The organism is Viridibacillus sp. NPDC093762 (assembly GCF_050279675.1).
GTDB lineage: Bacteria > Bacillota > Bacilli > Bacillales_A > Planococcaceae > Viridibacillus.
The window spans coordinates 120,754-141,190 of record NZ_JBNNUK010000004.1; the positions used below are offsets into that span (position 1 = coordinate 120,754).

Sequence of the window (20,437 nt, forward strand, 5' to 3'; positions counted from 1 at the left end):
ATTTCAACTACTCGATAAAATGGCGGCTTTTTAACCTAATATACTGTTACAAATATAACGCAAATAATAATTATGATAGTAATCCATTTGAAAAGCCAAAATAAATACATTGTAATACCTCTTCATTTCCTTCTATTATATTAATACGTTTAAACGGAAATTCTAAAAAAATTAAAAAGCTATCTATTCATCAAATTTGATGAATAAATAGCTTTCATATTTTTATTACCATAATGTCGGCTTTGCAACCATAAACCATAGCATAATTAACAACAGCACAATATAAATCCAAACAGATTTCACCAATTTATTGATAAACTGCTGCTGATCGAACTCTGGTGTATTAAATGTACGAATAGTTGGCTTAAAAGCACTAGCCAAAAAGACGATTGAGCTAATCATTATTGCAAATGTCATGACAATCCATGACGTCAGTAAATTCCAACCACCGAGCCACATAGCAAGTAATCCAGTAGTGACGAGAACATGGCCAGCATGCTTCACTATACGAATGGCTGTCGAAAATGTCCCCACATATGCCTCCAATGCATAGTGATTTTCCGTCGTACGCATCTTCTTCAGCATCGGTAACAATACAAAAAATGGTCCAATCGACAAAATAGCACTAATTACATGTATAAAAACGATTATTGAATATATCATTTGATCGAATCCTTTAAATGGAATTTATTTTTCGATATTCCTTCTATATTCACGATAATTGAAAAGGTAATAGAGTGCAATGTCTGAATTATGAACAAAAACTTATGATGTTTTTTCAACAGTCATAAGCAAAAAAGTAGCATTTCCACGGTTTAATCATATACACCTAAAGTAATGTTAACCTAATGTAAATTACTTATTAAAAAATCGTAAATTAGACTGGTTTATTAAATTTCTGTAGTACAATGCAGGTATAGGTGAAACCATCGCATAAAAGGTTGCACTTTAGCATATACTTAAAATAGAGGAGAGGATTTTTATAGGTATTCACAAATTTTTTACAAGCTTAAATGACTTAGAGCGAATTATTCGCTGTCCCGGACGCTTCAAATTCGAAGAGCACAATGTAGCAGCTCACTCTTGGAAAGTATCACAATACGCGATGTTCTTCGGTACCTTAGAGGAAATGAATGGCGCAACGATCGACTGGAAATCATTGTATGAAAAAACGATTAACCATGATTTCGCAGAAGTTTTCATTGGTGATATCAAGACACCAGTTAAACATGCATCTCCCGAGTTGAAACAAATGCTGGCTCATGTCGAAGAAAAAATGATGGAAAAATTCATCGTCTCAGAAATTCCAGAAGAATTCCAAGCCATCTTCTTTGACCGTATGAAAGAAGGAAAAGATACCACTACAGAAGGCCGTTTACTCGAATTTTCAGACAAACTCGACCAATTCTACGAAGCATTTGCAGAGCTAAAAAGAGGGAATACTGATTTAGAATTTGTTTATATGTATCAAACTGCTTTAGAAAAGTTGTTACGTATCCCATTGCCAACGAGTGTCGCATACTTCAAAGAAGTTATGTTAGCAGATGTCATAGCAGAAGAAACGCAAATCGATATTTACGAATTAACCCATGAAATTATCAATAAAGCCTAAGCCTTGGAAATAAAAAGGCGAAGAGCTTTTTTATTTTACTCTAATTTCATAAAAAAACTGCAAATCCCAAAACACTTTAGGAATTCACAGTTTGCCATTTACTTTGCTTCTATTTTATAAAACTCTTCAGGAATTGGCCCTACATTACGTCGATGATAGAGTAATGGCTCTTTCTCTGTATTTTTTATATTGATGACATGCCCGATTAAAATCGTATGATCACCCGCATCAACTTGCTGTACTGTTTCACACTCTAGCACGGATAATGTATCATTCAAAATAGGTAATTTTTGTACAGACTCTTGCCACTTACATTGACTAAAACGATTTTCAATTTTACTCGAAAATAGGTTACACAGTTCTTGTTGATCGCTTGCTAAAATATTGACGGCAAATTTTTTCGTTTTAATAAATTCATTATATGATTTTGATTTTTTATCGATTGACCATAAAATGAGTAACGGATCTAGAGAAACCGATGCAAATGAATTGACCGTTAATCCAAGAGGGTCATGGTTTTCATTGAATGTTGTCACCACTGTAACTCCTGTAGGATAGTTACCTAAAGCTTTTCTAAACGCTTGCTGTTGCTCTGACATATTATTCACTCCTATTTTTCAATTCCTTTTTTATTTTGATATCTCTATCATATGTTTATTTTTAACGAAAGGGTTCGGTCAAGAGTATGACGTAGAATTTCTTTGTTTATAGTTATTTTACAATAACAACTCTTTGATCGAGCGATTGTATTTCTTTCTCCTTTGGAGCAACAGTTGGCTTTCCAAATGGTAATTGTGCAATCAGTTTCCATCCTTTTTGAACTCCCCACTGCTTGCAGATTGCAGATGAAAACGTTGGAGTATAGTGCTGCAAACTAGCCCCAAACCCTTCGTACTCCAATGAAGCCCATACTAAGTATTGCAATATTCCTGACGCTTGATGCGACCATTCAGTAAATTGTTCATGAAATGATGGGAACTTATTCTGCATTGATGCAACTACTTCATAATCCTCAAAAAACAATACTGTCCCATAGCCACTTGCAAATGCGTTAAACTTTCTCTCGTTTTTTTCTATGTGTTCTTCCGCTAATCCTTCTTTGATTGATTCAAATACTACTTGCCAAAAGTCTTTATTGCTATTTCCAAGCAATACAACGAGTCGACCTGTTTGAGAATTAAAAGCCGTTGGAGTGTTTGCTACAGCTAATTGGACAATCTCCTCAATACGTTCGTCAGAAATAACAATTTCATCCGTAATGCCATAAATAGATCGTCTTTCTTCTATCGCTGAATAAAAATCACCTGACATTTTTAGAGCCTCCCTCCTACTCTGTTATATCAAATCTGTAACATTTCACTAATGTATCAAATTTATAAAACTCTTTGGTTTGATCTCTTTGAAAACCAAGCCATTCATACAATCTAATTGCATCTGACATTTTATCTGTAGTATGCAAATAAAGAGACTCAGCTCCTTTTTGTTTAGCATACTCTATACTTACTTTTAACAGTTCTTTTGCCACACCTTTTCCTCTAGCAGAAGGATGCACTGCCAACAAACGTACAATAGGAGTATCGATTTCTAACTCGGGCAAACCATATGCTTCTTTAGATGAAGAAAAAATTTGTAATGTTCCTAGAATTTCATCGTTGCTTTTCGCTACTAAAACGCGGTCTAAATTAGGGTTGTCTAATGAAGTTCTAATCTCCCCAATATACGTATTCCAAACTTCCTCATTTTCATAACTATCTTTATATTGTTCATAGCTTTTCACTAAAACTTCACGTGTTGCATCCTTTTCTTGTTCTAACAAGACATCTATCGCGATAATACTCCCCATCATTCCTGACCCCTTTCTAGTTACATTTAAATTGCACTATTAGTATAGGATTTCGCCTTTTTCTCCACAGCATAAGATACCCATTCTATAATTGCTGTAATAATCCAGTATAAAAGACCGGCTGCTATGAAAGCCTCCAAAAACTTTAGATTTTTGGAAGCGATTATATTTGCAGCACCTGTAATTTCTTTTTGAGATACTAGAAAAGCAATTGAAGTAGTATGTAAAAAGCCGATTATTAAGTTTGTAAAATTAGGAATAGACTGAGCTAATGCCTGAGGTAAAATAATTCTTTTCAGTACTTGAAATGTATTCATCCCTATTGCATACGCTGCCTCTATTTGCCCCTGAGATACACTAGATATCCCTGATCGAATAATCTCAGATAAGTAGGATCCCGCTGTTAAAGATAAAGCGGTTATGACAAACAAGACAATAGGAATAGAGTTAGATTGAATAGGTAAATGTAAATATTTAATTAATATATCCAGTAATAAAGGTACACCAAAATAAATTAACATAATGTGCATAATTGCAGGAGTTCCTCTAAAGAAAGAAACATAACCATTAGCTATTCGACCTAAAAACCTCAAATTATATGCTCTAATCATTGCAACAGATATTCCGATAAAAAACCCAATAATAATAGGTGTAAATGTAAGAATTAGAGTTAACGGGGCAGCTTTTAATAATTCTTTGAATGCAATCCAGATAAAAGGAAAGTCAATTGTCATATTACTTTACACCCCTTCTCAAATAGTAGCTGTTTCATGTGGTTGATAACGATTTAAATATCTCTCGGAAATTTTAAATACTTTCTCTAAAATCACCACAACAATGTAATAAACAATTGCTAACGAAATATACACTTCTAAAGCATGTGCAGTTGAAGCGATTAACGTCTCGCCCCTCCCCATCATATCCATTACACCAATTGTAAAAGCTAGAGAAGTATCCTTTAAAGAACCTATTATAGAATTTGAAATATTAGGAAATGCGATTCTAATTGCTTGTGGAAATATAATTCTATAGAAATTTTGAAAACGAGTCATTCCTATTGAATAGGCTGCTTCCGTTTGACCATAATTGATGGCTGAAATGGCACTGCGGAATATCTCTGCAAAAATTGCTCCATTGCTTAGTGAATAAGTAATAATAACGAAATAGAGTGCATCCATTCTTGTAATATCTATATTCCATATCATTAAAACTGCTGGTAGCCCATAGTAGACAAGGAATAACTGAATAAGTATAGGTGTACCTCTAATAAATGATATATATAAAGTAATCAATTGCTTTAATATTGGCATATGAAACAATTTTGGTATCGCCGCAACTATACCAATTAAAATGCCAAGTATTATAGAATAAATTAAAATTTCTAGAGTTATACCCAAGTATTTTATTAATGTAGGAATAAATTCAATAATTAATGCCGGATCAAATACTTTCCCCATCCACTCGCTTCCTTCCAAACTATTATTTAAAACTCAACAGAATAATCTGCTCCTAGCCATTTCTCGCTCAATTTGCTAACAACTCCCTCTTTCTTTAACTCTCTAAGTGCCTCATCCACTCTATTTGAAAGTGTTGTTTCATCCTTATTGAGTAAGAAATACACTTTAGAATTTAGTAATGTTTCCCCAACTACTTTTTGCTGTGCATCTGCTTGCTCATTATAAAATTCAGCTGCAAATGGTGTTGAAATAATAGCATCTATACGTTTTGTTTTAAGTTGATTGATAATATCAGTTGTGTTAGTTCCGTAATTGATCTTTGCTCCTAAATTATGTTTTTTATTGTATTCTTCAATGAAAACGGCTGAATTACTAGTTGGAGTAACACTAATTTTTTTTCCTGCTAAATCATTAATTGATTTAATATCATTATTGCCTTGATGAATAGTTACCTTTAACGGAAAAACATTATATGGTTCTTTATTAAACAAAAACTTTTCTTCTCTTTCTTTATTCACTTCCATTTGATGCGCGATAAGGTCAATTTTTTTAGTTTCTAAGCTTAATAACAGATTTGAAAACTCCATCGTCTTAAATTCGAATTCATATTCCGGTAACTTTTCATCTATCGCTTTTACAATTTCGATATCGTATCCCGTCAACTTTCCTTTATCATTTATAAAACAGATATTTGGAAACTGAGTACCCGTACCAACAATGATTTTCTGAACCTTTGTTGAACTTCCTTTATTATCATCCACTGACTCTGCCTTTGATGAGCAAGCACTCAATAAAGCTATTACAAATAATAGACCCCATAACCATAGTTTCTTCATAATTTTCCCTCCCACTTAAATAACTAAATGTCCATTTGTTTACTTGGTTTTAATCCAAAACTAATACTTCATCTAATGCTTCTTGTAAATGCTCTATTCCTACTTCCGTTACTCCACGATATACATTTCCTTGACCAATTTCTACAACAGGTACGTGACGTACACCATATTTTACATCTAAAATATCTCTTAATTGATCATTATTAGTGACATCCACTGTTTTATAAGCTAACTCTTTCTCAACTAAATATTTTTTTACATCATCACAATAGCTACAGCCTTGTTTTGACCAAATGATAATAGATATATTTTCAGTTTCAGACATGCTAACTCCCCCGGAATATAATATTTTTTTAATAGCTATTATATCGATACTTCTTTGCGTACCATTGTTGCTAAGGATTTTGGACTTAATAATTCAAAGGACTTTAAACGCTCTTCACTTTTAGGTATAGGTGTATGTAAAATAAACTCATCTATACTGTATAACTGATGCAGTTGGTCTAGCGCACTCTTTACTTCAGTAGCTGTGCCAGCAATGATATTCGCTGCATATTCCTTCACCTCATAATCCTGACCAGACTCTTGGCCGAATTTGTCTGCTGCTTCATACGAATTTAAAGTCAAACTACGTCCACTAGCTAAATGTACTTTTACAATCTTTTGGTTCTCAGCTAAAATTCTTGCTTCTTGTGAAGTAGGTGCTGCAATTGTTGCTACAGCTACAATGAATTTTCCATTCGTATTATTTTCCTTATAGACTTTTGATGCCTCAGCAATAATACTGTCGTCACTATTAATAAAGCGTGCAAATACAAATGTTATTCCTAATTCCCTAGCTAATTTTGCACTGTTTGAACTTGCACCTAACAAATATAATTCCTGTTTATTAGGTGGTATTGGAGTAGCTTGAATTCCTGCTAGTGGGTGCGTCGCGGGAATTTTGTTATCTATTAACTGCTGTAAGAATATTAAACGTTCCTCAAAATCTTCACCATTATTAACAGTGCCATATTGTAGAGCTTTCGTTGATAAAGGTAACCCACCTGGTGCTTTACCAATCCCTAAATCTACACGTCCCGGTTCTAGAGTAGATAATACATGAAAGTTTTCTACTACTTTATATGGACTATAATGCTGAAGCATCACACCTCCAGAACCAATTCTAATTCTTTTTGTTTTAGCTAATAAGTAAGATACCAATACTTCAGGGGATGAGCCTGCAACATCAACTGAATTATGATGTTCTGATACCCAAAATCGCTCATATCCCCAATCTTCTGCAAGTTGTGCTAGTTTTACTGACTGTTGCAAAACGTCATGATTAGAAGACCCTTCAATGACTGGACTTTGATCAAGAATTCCAATTTTATACGCCATCGTTCCAACTCTCCTCTTTTTTTCTCAAATGGAATAATCCAACTCTGGAGTCATCCTTTTTAAGAATTGTCTTGTACGTTCTTCTTTCTGCTCAACAAATATATTGTTTGGTGTCCCTTCTTCTACTACAACACCATTATCCATAAAAATAATTCTGTCAGATATTTCTCTAGCAAAATTCATTTCATGAGTCACGATAATCATCGTTTTTCCTTCTTTAGCAATTTTAGCGATTACTTCTAATACCTCTCCGACTAATTCTGGGTCTAAGGCCGATGTAGGCTCATCAAATAAAATAACATCGGGATTTAAAGCAAGTGCCCTAGCAATTCCCACACGTTGTTGCTGCCCTCCTGATAATTGACTAGGATAGGAATCTATTTTATTTTTTAGCCCTACTTTTTGTAGCACTTCTAATGCGATTTCTTTCGATTCCTTTGCGTTTCTTTTTTGTACTACAATTAAACCTTCCATTACATTTTGCAGTACTGTTTTATGTTGAAATAAGTTATAGCTTTGAAAAACCATCGCAGATTTTTTTCGCAAAGTATTAATTTCCTTTTTATTTACCTTACCAGAATTAATAGAAATATCACCGAGTGTTATAGTGCCGCCATCTGGCCTTTCTAAATAATTTAGACATCTTAAAAGTGTTGTCTTTCCAGATCCACTCGGTCCTAAAATCGAAATAATCTCTCCCTTATCGACCTTGATATTAATTCCTTTTAGCACTTCATTATGCCCAAAACTTTTACGTAACTCTTTAATATCAATCATCTAATACCTCCTCTCCATACTTTAATCAAAAATCATTATTATTCAAATTGAATAACTAGGTATTAATCTAAAAATTTTAAACAGTTTGCTTTATATAGCGGCTTTGTTTAAATGGCAATCCTAAATTCCCTCTTAAAGTATCAGCTTCATAGTCCTCTCGATAAATACCGCGTTGTTGTAAAATTGGTACAACTTTATCAACAAAATCATTCAATGCGTCTGGCAATGTAGCTGCTATAATAAAGCCATCTGCTCCGCGCTCCTCAAACCATAGCTGTACTAAATCCGCAATTTTGTCTGGTGTACCGATAAATTGTGTACGTGGTGTTGCTTCTCGTAACGCAATTTGACGTAAAGTTAATTTCTGCTCGATTGCTTCTTTTTTTATACGGTCTGTATGACTACGGAAGCTATTTGCACCTATATCTCCTAAATCAGGGAATGTTTTATCTAGTGGATATTGAGAAAAGTCGTGATGATCAAAGTAACGCCCCAAGTATGCTAGTGCTCGTTCAATAGACACTAAATTTGCTAATTCCTCATATTTTCTTTCTGCTTCCTCTTCAGTATCACCAATAATCGGAGAGATACCTGGCAAAATAACAACCTCATCAGGATTACGACCAAAAGTCTTAACTTGATCTTTAACGTCCTGGTAAAACCCTTGTGCTTCCTGCAAAGTTTTAGCCATTGTGAAAATCGCATCGGCATCTTTAGCTGCTAAACGTTTTCCTGCTTCCGAAGAACCTGCTTGGAAAATGACTGGCTGCCCTTGCTTTGTGCGACCTATATTCAATGGTCCTTGTACAGAGAAGAATTCTCCTTGATGATTAAGTTGGTGTAACTTAGATGGGTCAAAAAATTGGTCATTTTCTTTATCCCCAACAAATGCATCATCATCCCAAGAATCCCAAAGACCTGTTGTAACCTCTAAATACTCTTCCGCAATGCGATAACGTTTTGCATGGTCAGGGTGTTCATCGACAGTTTTATTGTAATTTAATGCTGTGTTCTCTAATGGGGTTGTTACGACATTCCAACCTGCACGACCATTGCTAATATGATCAAGTGAAGCAAATTGACGTGCAATAGTAAACGGTTCGCTATAAGAAGTCGAGACTGTACCAACAAGACCTATTTTTGAAGTAACCGCAGCTAACGCTGACAAAATAGTTATCGGCTCAAAACGATTCAAGAAATGTGGGATTGATTTCTCATTTATGAATAGACCATCTGCTATAAATACTAAATCAAATTTCCCTTTCTCTGCCTTCTGCGCCTGTTGCGTATAAAAATCCAAATTTATACTTGAATTTGTTAACACTTTTGGATGACGCCATCCTGAAATATTACCACCAACACCATGAATAATCGCACCGAATTTGATTTCTCGTTTTTCAGCCATACTAATACCTCCCATTTTCAATTCCGCATAATTTTTAATTACAAGTTAACTGATAAGAATTATACGTTTTCTAATTGTGGATAATACTAACATTTTTCTTATAGGGCTGACAAGAGTAATAATGATAGGAAAAATTAATAATTGATTAAAAATTTCTATCAATCTATTTTTCATTATAGAAATGCATTTATAGAGCGATTTATATCCTTACGCAGTAGTTCCACCGCTTCACTTTGAAAATATGTTAAATAGACATGTTGCTTAATCAACAACAAATGAGAAGTATCTATTTCTACTAATTCACCTCTTGCAAGCTCATCTTTCACACATAAATTAGGTAAGAACCCAATACAATGTTTATTTTTTATGAGTGATTTTGCTACTTCTAAGTGATCTACTTTAAATTCAATAAGAGGTTCTACCTGCTCTACCTCAAACAATTTATAAATCAAATTCCAATCAAAAGCACCACACTCAAAAAACACCATTGGTTCCTCTGCAAGTACTTTTGCGGTGATTATTTTCTTACCTAATAAAGCATGGCCAGGACTAACGATCAATCTCACTGAATTATCAAGCATACTATCTTGTTGAATACCTTCACTTGTTAACCGTTTCATAAAAGCCATATCAATTTGCTTATTCAACAACTTTTCTAATAGCACATCATTTGTAGCAGATACAAATTTAAAGCGTAACTCAGGATTTTGCGTTTTCCAAAAGGACAAAGCAAATGGAATAAAGTATTGAGAAGTTATAATATTTGCCCCAATTACAATTTCATGCTGATTCTCCCGATGTTTCATCTGCTGTTTTCCATCATTAAATGTTTGGATTATTTGCTGAGCATATGGAATAAAATCCTTCCCCTGCTGAGTTAGTATTACTCCTCTTCCTTGCCTTTCAAATAATTCAGTATTCAATTCACGTTCCAATGTTTTAATCCGTGCTGAAACTGTAGGCTGTGATAAGAATAACGCCTTCGATGCTTTATGAAAACTCTGCAAATGCACGACATACATAAAGGCTTCTAAATGATCAATATTCATCTATTTACCTCCCTTTATTATTCCATTTTTCAGTCTTAGTGTACTCGAAAAAGAAAGTAAATACTATGTAATCATCATTCTTGCAGTTACAGCAATTTTGCAGTATTATATGAATACAGGCTGCATTGTTCGTAATCATATTAAGTTTTAACCTTTAAGCTGTAAAAGGGAGTTTTAATTGAGGAAGGATTGGCATGCCGCATTCCATTGTTAATGCGGACAAACATGAAACCCTCTGCGAACACCCACTTTGAGGAGTGGTGGTTTAAAACTTTCAATATTAAAAAATTACGGCATACGCGGCTTATTAACTTTAAATTATCTAACCAGTTTCCTTTATGGAGGCTGGTTTTTTATATTTTATTACATCCTTCTAATACTTACTTTACGTCTAATTTTCATTAATAAAAAAACGTTCAAAAGTACCGTATCTGTACTTGTTTAAACGTTTTCATTGAATTTTTATTTAATTATATTATTCCTACGATGCTTTCCTTTTCGCATCAATCATATATTTATTACATATGCTGTTTTGCTTTGTCATACTTTTTCTTTTTTTATATTCCATCAAATAATTTCCGTGAAATTCTGCGCCTTTTCATCCAATGCTTCAGCAGAAGTTGATATTTCTGTAAAGTCTTGTATTGCTACATTGATTTGATCATGCGTCTGCTCCACACTTTGGGACACTCGATTTATACTTCCTGTTACTTTTTCAATTTCCAAAGTAATTCCTTCAACATTGTCTCTCACTTCGGAAATTGAATGAGCTACTTTTTCAGACAGTTTTCTTACTTCCTTTGCAACAACATCAAAACCTCGACCATGCTCTCCTGCCCTAGCAGCTTCAATTGCCGCATTTAATGCTAATAGATTTGTTTGGGAAGCAATTTCACGAATAGTTTTCACGATTCCTTTAATAGAATCAGCCTGACTTTGTAAACTCACTAAATTAACTGTATTTTCCTCTGATTCTCTTGCTATACGATTAATCGTCTCACGCAATTCATGACTTCTCATTATTCCGGCTTCGGATCGATTATGAAGCTGTTTGGACATGCCTTTTAAATCGTCGGCTACTTCCACAATCATGTTCTGACGTTCTGTTATATTAGTAGCTATTTTTGATACACCTACTATTTTATTACTATTTTCAGCAAATATAGGCATATACGTAGCTTCTAACCATATTCGATTACCCGATGCATCCATCCGCTCAATTTTATCTTGAAAGCTTCTCCCAGATAGTAGACTTTTCCAAAATCGTTCATAGGATCCACTGTTTACGAAGGATGGAAAGCAAAATTCTTTATGATTCTTTCCGTACATTTCTTCCACACTATAACCTAATGTTTGTGCAAAAAGATTATTTACGTATGCCACTTTTCGATTCAAATCAAAACGTATTATTGCTAAATTATTTTCAATGGCTTTCACTACAAGTTCGTCTGTCACCTGATTCTCCAACACATTCATATTATTCAACCCCTTATATTTGAATATTCATGTCATTATTACTCAATGTATTTCACTTTAATTTAACTATGAAAAGGCCATCTAAGTTGATTGAATATATTTTCCATCCTCGTTCCAACATACCAACTCTGCGATATATCTAACATTATTTAATGATTCTATTGCCTACTAAATAGTTCAATTATGTAAATCTTATATTCTATAAATATTTTAGAATTTCCCTTTCAAAACTATACGGCTTATCTTTTGAGCCAAAACGGTGAACAATTTCTCCATTTTGATTCACTAAAAATTTTGTAAAATTCCATTTTATGCTTTTCCCTAAGAAACCTTTTGAATGAGAAGTAACATGAATTGTGGACTAAATCCGCATTTTGTTGCTGTATTAACTATTAACATAACCTTTCCTTTATAACGATCCAAGCTATATTTCGTCCCATCATCCAATCTCACATCAATTTCTTAAATACTCACATTGATCCCTCATCTCATTTAATTGTGTTAATAACTCGTTTAATTCGTTTAACCGTGATTTCAATACCCCGTCTTGCACTATTAATGTTTCACATTCCGATACTTTATTGAGAATTTCTTCGGTTATTAAAGATTCTTGTATTTGTGCTTTTTCTGTAAGCGACACAATAATTGCTCGCTTATCTTGAGTAGAAATTTCCTTTGTCACCCATCCTTTATCAACTAACTTATTAATTATCGGATTTAGTGTCCCTATGCCTAAACACACCTTTTCACTAAGCTGTTTTACTAATAAGTGATCCTTCTCCCAAAGAGCTAAAAGTACCAAATATTGTGGATATGTTAAGTCAAAAGCCTCTAAAATTTGGCGATATAATTTTGTAAATTGATTTGCTGCTTTATAAACTTCAAAACAAAGCTGGTTGTCTAATTTAAATAATTTATTCACATTACTCTCTCCATAAATATATATCGTGTACGATATATATTTTATTTTATATTTGATGAAATGTAAATTTTTAGTCAAAACATCTTTTCCAATTCTATAATGAAGACTTTTTCTTTATGTAACTGTGGATGAAAACGGATGAGCAATAAAAACAATTTACCTTCGTCTAAATCCATCTGTTTCAAGTACAACAGAAACCCTTTGCCTCCACTTAGATTCTGGAAATAATGTATTAACCAATACCGTAGATTTAAACTAAACAATTGATAAGTTGGTCACCTTAGAAGCAATAAAATATTTATAGAACCAATTTGGGAGGGAAACCTTCACATAGGTTCTATTTATCTCTACTTTAATACTTGCAAATACTTTTCCATTCCTTCACTAAGCATGTAAAATAATTTATAGCATAATAATTCTATAGAGGAGGCCTTTCATGCTAAAACGTTTAGTCATTACTGGCTACAAGGCACATGAGCTAGGTATTTTTAATGATCAACACCCAGGTATACCGATTATAAAGAAGGCATTACATAATCAATTGATTTCCTTAATTAACGATGGATTGGAATGGGTTATTTTAAGCGGTCAACTTGGTGTAGAAATTTGGGCAGCAGAAGTTGTACAAGAACTGCAAATTGAATATCCAGATGTAAAATATGCAATTATCACACCATTTCTGGATCAACAAAAAAATTGGAATGAACAAAAACAAGAAAAATACGATATGATTGCTGCAAAAGCAAACTTTGTCACGAGTTTAACTAAGCGATCATATGAAGCCCCTTGGCAATTTATCGAGAAAAATAAATTTCTTATAAAAAATTCAGACGGTATTCTCATTATTTATGATGAAGAAAACGATGGTTCTCCTAAATATATAAAAAAGCTTGCCGAACTGTATGCCGAGAAGCATGATTACACGATTCTCAACATTAACGCCTATGATCTACAGGTTGTTGCAGAAGAAGAACAGATGAAAGAATGGGAGTAGTTTTTAGAGGAGAGTTTTTTAGTTCTCAATGAAATCGTAACTCCACACACAATCACAATTCCACCTAATAATTGAAATAATTCAATTGGCGTTCTCAGTACAATTAAACCAAAAATATTACTATAAAAAGTTATGACGCCAAGTGGCATCGATTTTGATAGTTGTTGAACAAAAATGAGGGAAATAGAAAAGGATAACATTATTACTGTTATTAATAGCTCACCTTTACCAAAATGGACTGTCACAAAGGAACCATTCGTTATGACTAACCAATCATCAAGTAGGGCAGCTAATGAGCCGAACCAAAATACTTTTTTCTTTCGCGCTAAAAAAAGGCTACAGATAAGATGGCCGTCAATATAGGGGATAACGATAAAATAAGAGCAGCTTTTACCGGTTCTGAATATTGTAAACTAGCATAAAAACTCCATTGATTGAGGGTAATACCAATAAGCCCTGCAATAGCTAATATTAGAAACCCCTTTTTAGATAGCCTAAAATTTCTTACTTCTCTAAAAGTAATGCTCCATAAAAATAGCACTATAAAAATTCCTCATAAATGCAATCACACTTGGAGCAAATACATTCACTAATATTGCACCAAAAATAAAATTACTGCCCCAAGCAATAACACAACAAAATAAAATGAAATACGTAACTAATTGATTTTTCATATAAATACATTTCTATAATTTTTCATCTTTTATGAAAAGCTAAGAGGATATCCTCTAGGAAAAGAAACAATCACCGTTTCCTTTCAGGCTATCCTCTCATTATTTATACAAATTGACCATTCACCATAACAGTTCGCTTAAGTGGCTTTCGAGCAACTACTTCTGCTGAAGAAGCGGCATCAAAGAAAACAAAGTCTGCATCATCCTGCACATTCGGCCAAACTTTTTGACCATTCTGATCTAAAGCTGTAATTCCTCCTGTAATCCATTTCAAAGCATTTCTAAGTGATTTCTCATCAATTTTACTCGTTAACTCACAAAAACGTGTAACTTTTTCTAGAACGTCCCCAGAGCCATAAGGACTCCAAGAATCAAAGAATCCATCACAACCAAAATTTACTTTTACTCCATATCGATCCAGTAAATCGATTGGTGGAATAACTCTCTTTAAGTTAATAGGAATGGTGGACATAATAGCAACATTATTTTCTGCTAAACGTGTTGCAATTTTCTCTTGTTCAGGAATAGATATATCACCTAAACAAAACGAATGGCTTAATGCTGTACGCCCATAATAATTTGCATCCTCAATAATGTCTACCCATTTATCCACTGTATAATAGCCTACATGTCCGCCATCATGAAGATGAATATCAACATCTGCATCAAATTCTGTAGCTATATTCATAGTTTCATATAAAGATTTTTCAATTGCATTATCAATTCCTGCTGGGTCTAATCCCCCAACCATTGTTGCTCCACTTCGCATCGCTTCTCTAATTAAAGCAGGAACATGATCTCGAAGTAAACCATGTTGTGGGAAAGCAATAATATCTGCAGTTACTTTACCTTTAAATGTATCAAGTGCTGCAATAACACCCTCTAAATTTTTTAGTCCTATATAAGGATCAATATTAACGTGTGTACGAATATGTGTCGCGCCATTTGCTAAGATTGTTTCAATCATTTTTGTCGCTCTCTGCTGTGTAGAATCAGCAAGTAAAGGTAGTTCGCTTGCCTCATGTGCTAATCGTTCTTTTAAGTTGGACACAGGTGTACAAGCTCTCCATCCTAAAGACATATATGTTTTATCAAGATGATTATGCATCTCTTTAAATGTTGGAACGGCTAGTTTTTCTTTCATATCGATACTACTTTCATTTAAAGGAATGTTCTCAGAAGTAGATATTAATTTTGCTATTTTACCCTCTGTTATTTGAATATGGAATAATGCTGTTTCAGTTTCAACTGTGCCATTTGGTAAGACTCTTTCTCCTACTTCTAATTTCACATTTGAAAGCCATTGTACGTTACTCATTATTACCCCTCCTGTCCTACTAGTTCTTCATTTGTGAAAATAAGTTGACCTTGTGAAATAACATGTGCAATTGGTCTTCTTCTTGCTACAGCCTGTGCTGAGCACTCTGCATCAAGTAATACTATATTCGCTAAATCTCCCACTTGTGGCCAAACTCTCATACCTACATCATTTAGTGGTGTAATTCCACCTGATGCATATTTCCAGCAACGACTAAGTGAGTATTCATCAATACATTTAAATCTTTCAGCAAATGTATTTAACTTTTCTACAGTATTCCCTGTCCCAAATGGTGACCAGTGATCTGTTAAACTATCGTGTCCAAGCGACACTTTCACCCCATTATCATATAAGTATGGAATTGGAATAGTTGTTCGACCAATTGGCACCGTTGAAGTTACATCGATTTGAGCATCTGCTAAAGTCGCCGTTAATGCTTCTAACTCTTTACCTTCTAGATCACCTAAAGCCATTGCATGACTAATTGTCACTTGTCCAACTTTGTTAGCTTCTTTCGTTAATTTCGCCAATTGATAGAATTCAAAAGCACCAAGTGTATTTGGATCATGAATATGCATATCGATACCAGTTCCTGCTTCCACTGCTATATCCATAGTTACTTGCAATGATTTATCTATATCACGGTCAATAACAGAAGGATCCAATCCACCAACTAATGTGGCACCCATTTTCATCGCTTCACGTATTAATGGTTCAACTCCCGAACGTAATAATCCATGCTGAGGAAACGCTACAATATCATAAGTAACTTGTCCTTCAAATTTTTGAAATGCTTCTTTCGTAATTTCTATATGCTTTGTACCAATTTGAGGATCAACATTGCAATGTGACCTTATGTGGGTATGACCTTGAGAGATGAGTAATTGAATCATATTTTCTGCACGATGAAGTGCAGTTGGAAGTTGAGCAGGAAGCAGTTCTTCCTCCTCTTCAATTCTCGTTAATATACCTTTAGTTATTGACTTGCATGCCTTCCATGGCCCGCTAAAATATGTTTTATCCACATGAATATGCATATCTCTAAATGCAGGCATTAATAAAGCTTCTTGTGCATCTAAAATTTCGATATTTGAAGCTTGTATATCTTTTCCTATTTCAATTACTTGTCCGTTCGTAATTAATACATCAAATAACTCTGTTTGTGTACTTACAATATGACCATTTATATAGCTAAAACCTGTTTCTAACTTAGCGTTTTTTATCAATAGATTCTGCATTACTTACTACCTCCTATATGAATAAAACCAAATTTGCTACAATGAGCAACGAATTGGACGCAAATTCCGCTCATTTTGTAAATCATATACTATTGTCGCTATATTCGCTATTTTCTGCAATTAATAGTTTCATAATTAATATAATATGGACGTAGGGCCTATCCTAATTTCAAAATTTTTTATAGGTTTTTATGATTTACAACTAGCTTGATACTAATATTAGTGATGGCAAAATTAAAAAGCTATTCCACAAGTGTTTAACACTTATGGAATAGCCTTAAATTGCTACTCTTTGTTTCCATCTAATACTTTTAACGTTTTTTTGTTAGCCTTCCAGCTCCAATACGTTGCGAGTAATGGACCCGAAATATTGTGCCATACACTGAAAATCGCACTCGGAACTGCAGCTAATGGACTGAAATGGGCAACTGCTGATGCTGCTCCTAGACCGGAATTTTGCATTCCTACTTCTATAGATATTGCTTTTTGATCTTCATAATTCAATTTCAGTGCTTTTGCAATTAAGAATCCAAATAGTAACCCTAAACCATTGTGTAAAATAACAACAGCGAATATTAATAGCCCTGTTTCTAAAATTTTATCACGACTACCACCTACAACAGCAGCTACAATCATTACTATCGCAATAACAGAAATGAAAGGCATAACACCAATTGCAGCATCTGTTTTATTTTTGAATATTAATTTTACAACAACGCCTAAAATAATTGGGATTAACACAATTTTAACAACAGAGATGAACATATCACTTGCTGATACTTTTAGCCACTCACTAGCTAGTAAAAATACAATAGTTGGTGTCAAAAGTGGCGCAAGTAGAGTCGTAATAGATGTGACAGTTACAGATAACGCTGTATTCCCTTTCGCTAAAAAAGTCATAACATTTGAAGCTGTCCCCCCTGGGCATGCTCCAACTAAGATGACGCCTATTGCGACTTCTGGAGATAAATTAAAACCTTTTGCTAGTATGTATGCTAATGATGGCATGACTATAAATTGCGATAAAACACCGACTATAACCCCTTTTGGCTGTTTCAATATCAATTTGAAGTCTCCTATAGATAATGTCATCCCCATACCAAACATGACAATCCCTAATAATAATGAGATATAAGGGCCAATCCACGTAAATTGCTCTGGAGCGTATAATGCTAGACCTGCAACTACCAAGACCCATATGGCGAAAGTATCGCCAACAAATTTCCCGGTCTTTTCTATCGTCTGTATGTTACTTACCTCCTTTACAATTTTATTAGATTATATGCTAGAGATTTTAATTTATCATACAAAATTAATGCTCTAGTTTATAATCCCTGTTTTTTAGTGATATATGAAAAAAAAAGATACACCACTATAAAGAAGTGATGTACCTTAAAATAATAGTAAACTTTCTAATCTACTAATTCTTCCTTTGATTCTTCTCTTCTCCATGGGATCATATTAAAAATAATATTTAATACGATAGCAGTTACACTTCCTGCAACAATACCGTTACTTGTTAGGATTTGAACGCTAGAAGGTAAGACTTTGAAGATATCTGGAACAACTGTAACACCAAGGCCCATGCCGATTGCACAAGCGATAATCATTGAATTACCTTCAGATTGATTGATCGTTGTACTTAACATTTTAATACCTTGAGCAATAACCATCCCGAACATTGCAATCATAGCTCCACCTAGTACAGGCGTTGGAATGATTGTCGTTAATGCTGCCACTTTAGGCAAAAAACCTAATGTCACTAAGAAACCACCTGTGACGAAAATAACATTACGTGTACGTACGCCTGTCATTTGTAGTAACCCAACATTTTGAGAAAATGCTGTGTATGGGAATGAGTTGAAAAGACCACCAATAATAGAAGCTAAACCTTCAGAACGATAACCACGAGCTAAATCCTTTTCTGTCACAGGTTGCTTACATATATCACTAAGTGCAAAGTAAGAACCTGTCGACTCTACTAAAGATACTAATGCTACAAGTGTCATCGTAACGATTGGTTCCCAATGGAATGTTGGTGTGCCAAAATAGAATGGCTGAACCATTTGCAAAAAGTCAGCTTCAATCACTGGAGTAAAGTCAACTTTACCCATGAAGATTGCTGCAATTGTTCCGAGTACTAATCCTATTAAAATAGAAATTGCACGAGCAAATCCCTTTGTGAATCGATAAATTAAAACAATAGTAATCAATGTTCCAAATGCTAACGCGATGTTAGGAGCAGAACCGAAATCCTTAGCTCCTTGGCCACCACCCATATTGTTAATAGCAACTGGTATTAAAGTGATTCCTATAATTGTTACAACTGAACCAGTGACAACTGGTGGGAAAAAACGTACTAACTTTCCAAAAAAACTTGCAATCAATACTACAATTAGTCCTGAAGCAATGACAGAACCATAAATTGCGGATAAGCCATATCCTTTACCAATTGCAATAATTGGCGCTACTGCCGTAAAGGTACAGCCTAGAACGATTGGTAAACCTATACCAAAAAACTTACCACGTACCACTTGTAATAGTGTTGCAATACCGCACATCATAATATCAATGGAAACTAAATACGTTAATTGCGTTGAATCAAACCCTAAAGATTTACCAATGATTAAAGGAACTAGAATAGCCCCTGCATACATTGCTAATAAATGCTGTATCCCAAGTGTCACTAATTTCAGGTTTTTCATCGAGCCAAGTCTCCTTCGGCAAATGTTACTTTACCGTCTTCCAAAGATGAAATGATTGCTAAAGAATCAATACGAATACCTTTTTCACGAAGTAGCTTACCACCATCTTGGAAACCTTTTTCTATGACAATACCTACGCCACTAGCAGTTGCACCTGCTTGTCCAACGATATCAAGTAAGCCTTTCACAGCTTCTCCATTCGCTAAGAAATCATCAATAATTAGTACAACATCATCTGATTTCAAGAAATCTTTTGATACAGAAATTTCATTTGTTTCATTCTTTGTAAATGAATGAACTTTTGAAGAATATAAATTTCCTGCTAAAGTTAAAGATTTACGTTTACGAGCAAAAACTACGGGTATACCTAAAATAAGACCGGCCATAGTAGCTGGTGCAATACCTGAAGATTCGATTGTAACGATTTTTGTTAAACCTGCATCTTTATAGCGATTCGCAAACTCTTGACCGATGTCTTGCATAAGTTTCGGATCAATTTGATGATTCAAGAAAGAATCAACTTTTAATACTGTGTCTGATAATACTTTACCGTCTTGTACAATTTTGTCCTGCAGTGCCTTCAAGTTTAGGCGCTCCCTTCTTTTCCTAGCGGTTTCTAAATTTTGTACTATATTAATCATTAATACTCGTTTGTATCAACTAGAATATAATAAAAAAACTCAGAAACCATGCATCCATTCTTACTACGAGTGGAGCAAAGTCCCTAGAGCTAAAAGTTCTTTGGGTATAG

Annotated in this window: 22 protein-coding genes, 1 other RNA gene and 1 pseudogene; 3 read left to right on the top strand and 21 right to left on the bottom strand. The window is 34.2% G+C overall.

Annotated features, from left to right (window positions below; all coding sequences use genetic code 11):
- Window positions 1-225: 225 nt before the first annotated feature.
- Window positions 226-663 (bottom strand): hypothetical protein, encoded by a 438-nt coding sequence (locus ACQKM9_RS07540; RefSeq protein WP_427733768.1) that lies wholly within the window; start codon window positions 661-663, stop codon window positions 226-228.
- Window positions 664-982: 319 nt separating this feature from the next.
- Between ACQKM9_RS07540 and ACQKM9_RS07545 the strand changes: the two genes are divergently transcribed.
- The gene (locus ACQKM9_RS07545; RefSeq protein ID WP_427733903.1) at window positions 983-1,612 is read left to right on the top strand and encodes a YfbR-like 5'-deoxynucleotidase; all 630 of its coding nucleotides are present in this window, start codon (window positions 983-985) and stop codon (window positions 1,610-1,612) included.
- Between the two features lie 98 nt (window positions 1,613-1,710).
- Here the strand turns inward: ACQKM9_RS07545 and ACQKM9_RS07550 are convergent, their stop codons facing one another.
- The 11 genes from ACQKM9_RS07550 to ACQKM9_RS07600 all read right to left on the bottom strand — a co-directional run bounded on the left by ACQKM9_RS07550 (window position 1,711) and on the right by ACQKM9_RS07600 (window position 10,359).
- On the bottom strand, window positions 1,711-2,211 hold the full coding sequence (locus ACQKM9_RS07550; RefSeq protein ID WP_427733769.1) for a flavin reductase family protein: 501 nt from the start codon (window positions 2,209-2,211) through the stop codon (window positions 1,711-1,713).
- Window positions 2,212-2,323: 112 nt separating this feature from the next.
- Window positions 2,324-2,923: a nitroreductase family protein gene (locus ACQKM9_RS07555; protein WP_427733770.1), complete on the bottom strand. Its 600-nt coding sequence runs from the start codon at window positions 2,921-2,923 to the stop codon at window positions 2,324-2,326.
- Between the two features lie 16 nt (window positions 2,924-2,939).
- Window positions 2,940-3,455: a GNAT family N-acetyltransferase gene (locus ACQKM9_RS07560; protein ID WP_427733771.1), complete on the bottom strand. Its 516-nt coding sequence runs from the start codon at window positions 3,453-3,455 to the stop codon at window positions 2,940-2,942.
- Between the two features lie 26 nt (window positions 3,456-3,481).
- On the bottom strand, window positions 3,482-4,189 hold the full coding sequence (locus ACQKM9_RS07565; protein ID WP_427733772.1) for an amino acid ABC transporter permease: 708 nt from the start codon (window positions 4,187-4,189) through the stop codon (window positions 3,482-3,484).
- Window positions 4,190-4,207: 18 nt separating this feature from the next.
- Window positions 4,208-4,912 (bottom strand): amino acid ABC transporter permease, encoded by a 705-nt coding sequence (locus tag ACQKM9_RS07570; RefSeq protein WP_427733773.1) that lies wholly within the window; start codon window positions 4,910-4,912, stop codon window positions 4,208-4,210.
- A 26-nt stretch (window positions 4,913-4,938) separates the two neighbouring features.
- A complete protein-coding gene (locus tag ACQKM9_RS07575; RefSeq protein ID WP_427733774.1) occupies window positions 4,939-5,748 on the bottom strand; it encodes a transporter substrate-binding domain-containing protein in 810 nt (269 codons plus the stop codon).
- A gap of 49 nt (window positions 5,749-5,797) precedes the next feature.
- Complete coding sequence (locus tag ACQKM9_RS07580; protein WP_427733775.1) at window positions 5,798-6,073, bottom strand: glutaredoxin family protein; 276 nt, start codon at window positions 6,071-6,073, stop codon at window positions 5,798-5,800.
- Between the two features lie 38 nt (window positions 6,074-6,111).
- Complete coding sequence (locus ACQKM9_RS07585) at window positions 6,112-7,128, bottom strand: LLM class flavin-dependent oxidoreductase (RefSeq protein ID WP_427733776.1); 1,017 nt, start codon at window positions 7,126-7,128, stop codon at window positions 6,112-6,114.
- A gap of 24 nt (window positions 7,129-7,152) precedes the next feature.
- Complete coding sequence (locus ACQKM9_RS07590) at window positions 7,153-7,905, bottom strand: amino acid ABC transporter ATP-binding protein (RefSeq protein WP_427733777.1); 753 nt, start codon at window positions 7,903-7,905, stop codon at window positions 7,153-7,155.
- 76 nt (window positions 7,906-7,981) lie between these two features.
- Window positions 7,982-9,310 (bottom strand): LLM class flavin-dependent oxidoreductase, encoded by a 1,329-nt coding sequence (locus tag ACQKM9_RS07595; RefSeq protein ID WP_427733778.1) that lies wholly within the window; start codon window positions 9,308-9,310, stop codon window positions 7,982-7,984.
- A 173-nt stretch (window positions 9,311-9,483) separates the two neighbouring features.
- On the bottom strand, window positions 9,484-10,359 hold the full coding sequence (locus ACQKM9_RS07600; protein ID WP_427733779.1) for a LysR family transcriptional regulator: 876 nt from the start codon (window positions 10,357-10,359) through the stop codon (window positions 9,484-9,486).
- A gap of 114 nt (window positions 10,360-10,473) precedes the next feature.
- Here ACQKM9_RS07600 and ssrS point away from each other — a divergent pair.
- Window positions 10,474-10,669: non-coding RNA, 6S RNA (gene ssrS, locus ACQKM9_RS07605), on the top strand.
- Between the two features lie 257 nt (window positions 10,670-10,926).
- Here ssrS and ACQKM9_RS07610 read toward each other — a convergent pair.
- The 3 genes and pseudogenes from ACQKM9_RS07610 to ACQKM9_RS07620 all read right to left on the bottom strand — a co-directional run bounded on the left by ACQKM9_RS07610 (window position 10,927) and on the right by ACQKM9_RS07620 (window position 12,757).
- The gene (locus tag ACQKM9_RS07610; protein WP_427733780.1) at window positions 10,927-11,835 is read right to left on the bottom strand and encodes a methyl-accepting chemotaxis protein; all 909 of its coding nucleotides are present in this window, start codon (window positions 11,833-11,835) and stop codon (window positions 10,927-10,929) included.
- A gap of 199 nt (window positions 11,836-12,034) precedes the next feature.
- A pseudogene (locus ACQKM9_RS07615) lies at window positions 12,035-12,288 on the bottom strand (hypothetical protein).
- A gap of 1 nt (window position 12,289) precedes the next feature.
- Window positions 12,290-12,757: a MarR family winged helix-turn-helix transcriptional regulator gene (locus tag ACQKM9_RS07620; RefSeq protein WP_427733781.1), complete on the bottom strand. Its 468-nt coding sequence runs from the start codon at window positions 12,755-12,757 to the stop codon at window positions 12,290-12,292.
- 436 nt (window positions 12,758-13,193) lie between these two features.
- Between ACQKM9_RS07620 and ACQKM9_RS07625 the strand changes: the two genes are divergently transcribed.
- Window positions 13,194-13,751 carry an SLOG family protein gene (locus ACQKM9_RS07625; RefSeq protein ID WP_427733782.1) on the top strand — a complete coding sequence of 186 codons (558 nt, stop codon included), beginning with the start codon at window positions 13,194-13,196 and terminating at the stop codon, window positions 13,749-13,751.
- Window positions 13,752-14,076: 325 nt separating this feature from the next.
- Here ACQKM9_RS07625 and ACQKM9_RS07630 read toward each other — a convergent pair whose 3' ends face one another.
- From ACQKM9_RS07630 to ACQKM9_RS07655, 6 genes are all read right to left on the bottom strand, one after another.
- Window positions 14,077-14,292: an EamA family transporter gene (locus tag ACQKM9_RS07630; RefSeq protein WP_427733783.1), complete on the bottom strand. Its 216-nt coding sequence runs from the start codon at window positions 14,290-14,292 to the stop codon at window positions 14,077-14,079.
- A 236-nt stretch (window positions 14,293-14,528) separates the two neighbouring features.
- Entirely contained in the window at window positions 14,529-15,743 is a 1,215-nt protein-coding gene (locus ACQKM9_RS07635) for an amidohydrolase (protein WP_427733784.1), read from the bottom strand.
- Between the two features lie 2 nt (window positions 15,744-15,745).
- The gene (locus ACQKM9_RS07640) at window positions 15,746-16,981 is read right to left on the bottom strand and encodes an amidohydrolase (protein ID WP_427733785.1); all 1,236 of its coding nucleotides are present in this window, start codon (window positions 16,979-16,981) and stop codon (window positions 15,746-15,748) included.
- 285 nt (window positions 16,982-17,266) lie between these two features.
- Complete coding sequence (locus ACQKM9_RS07645) at window positions 17,267-18,229, bottom strand: bile acid:sodium symporter family protein (RefSeq protein ID WP_427733904.1); 963 nt, start codon at window positions 18,227-18,229, stop codon at window positions 17,267-17,269.
- A 164-nt stretch (window positions 18,230-18,393) separates the two neighbouring features.
- On the bottom strand, window positions 18,394-19,686 hold the full coding sequence (locus ACQKM9_RS07650; RefSeq protein ID WP_427733786.1) for a nucleobase:cation symporter-2 family protein: 1,293 nt from the start codon (window positions 19,684-19,686) through the stop codon (window positions 18,394-18,396).
- Complete coding sequence (locus ACQKM9_RS07655) at window positions 19,683-20,270, bottom strand: xanthine phosphoribosyltransferase (protein WP_427733787.1); 588 nt, start codon at window positions 20,268-20,270, stop codon at window positions 19,683-19,685. The genes ACQKM9_RS07650 and ACQKM9_RS07655 overlap by 4 nt, the downstream gene beginning before the upstream one ends.
- Window positions 20,271-20,437 lie beyond the last annotated feature (167 nt).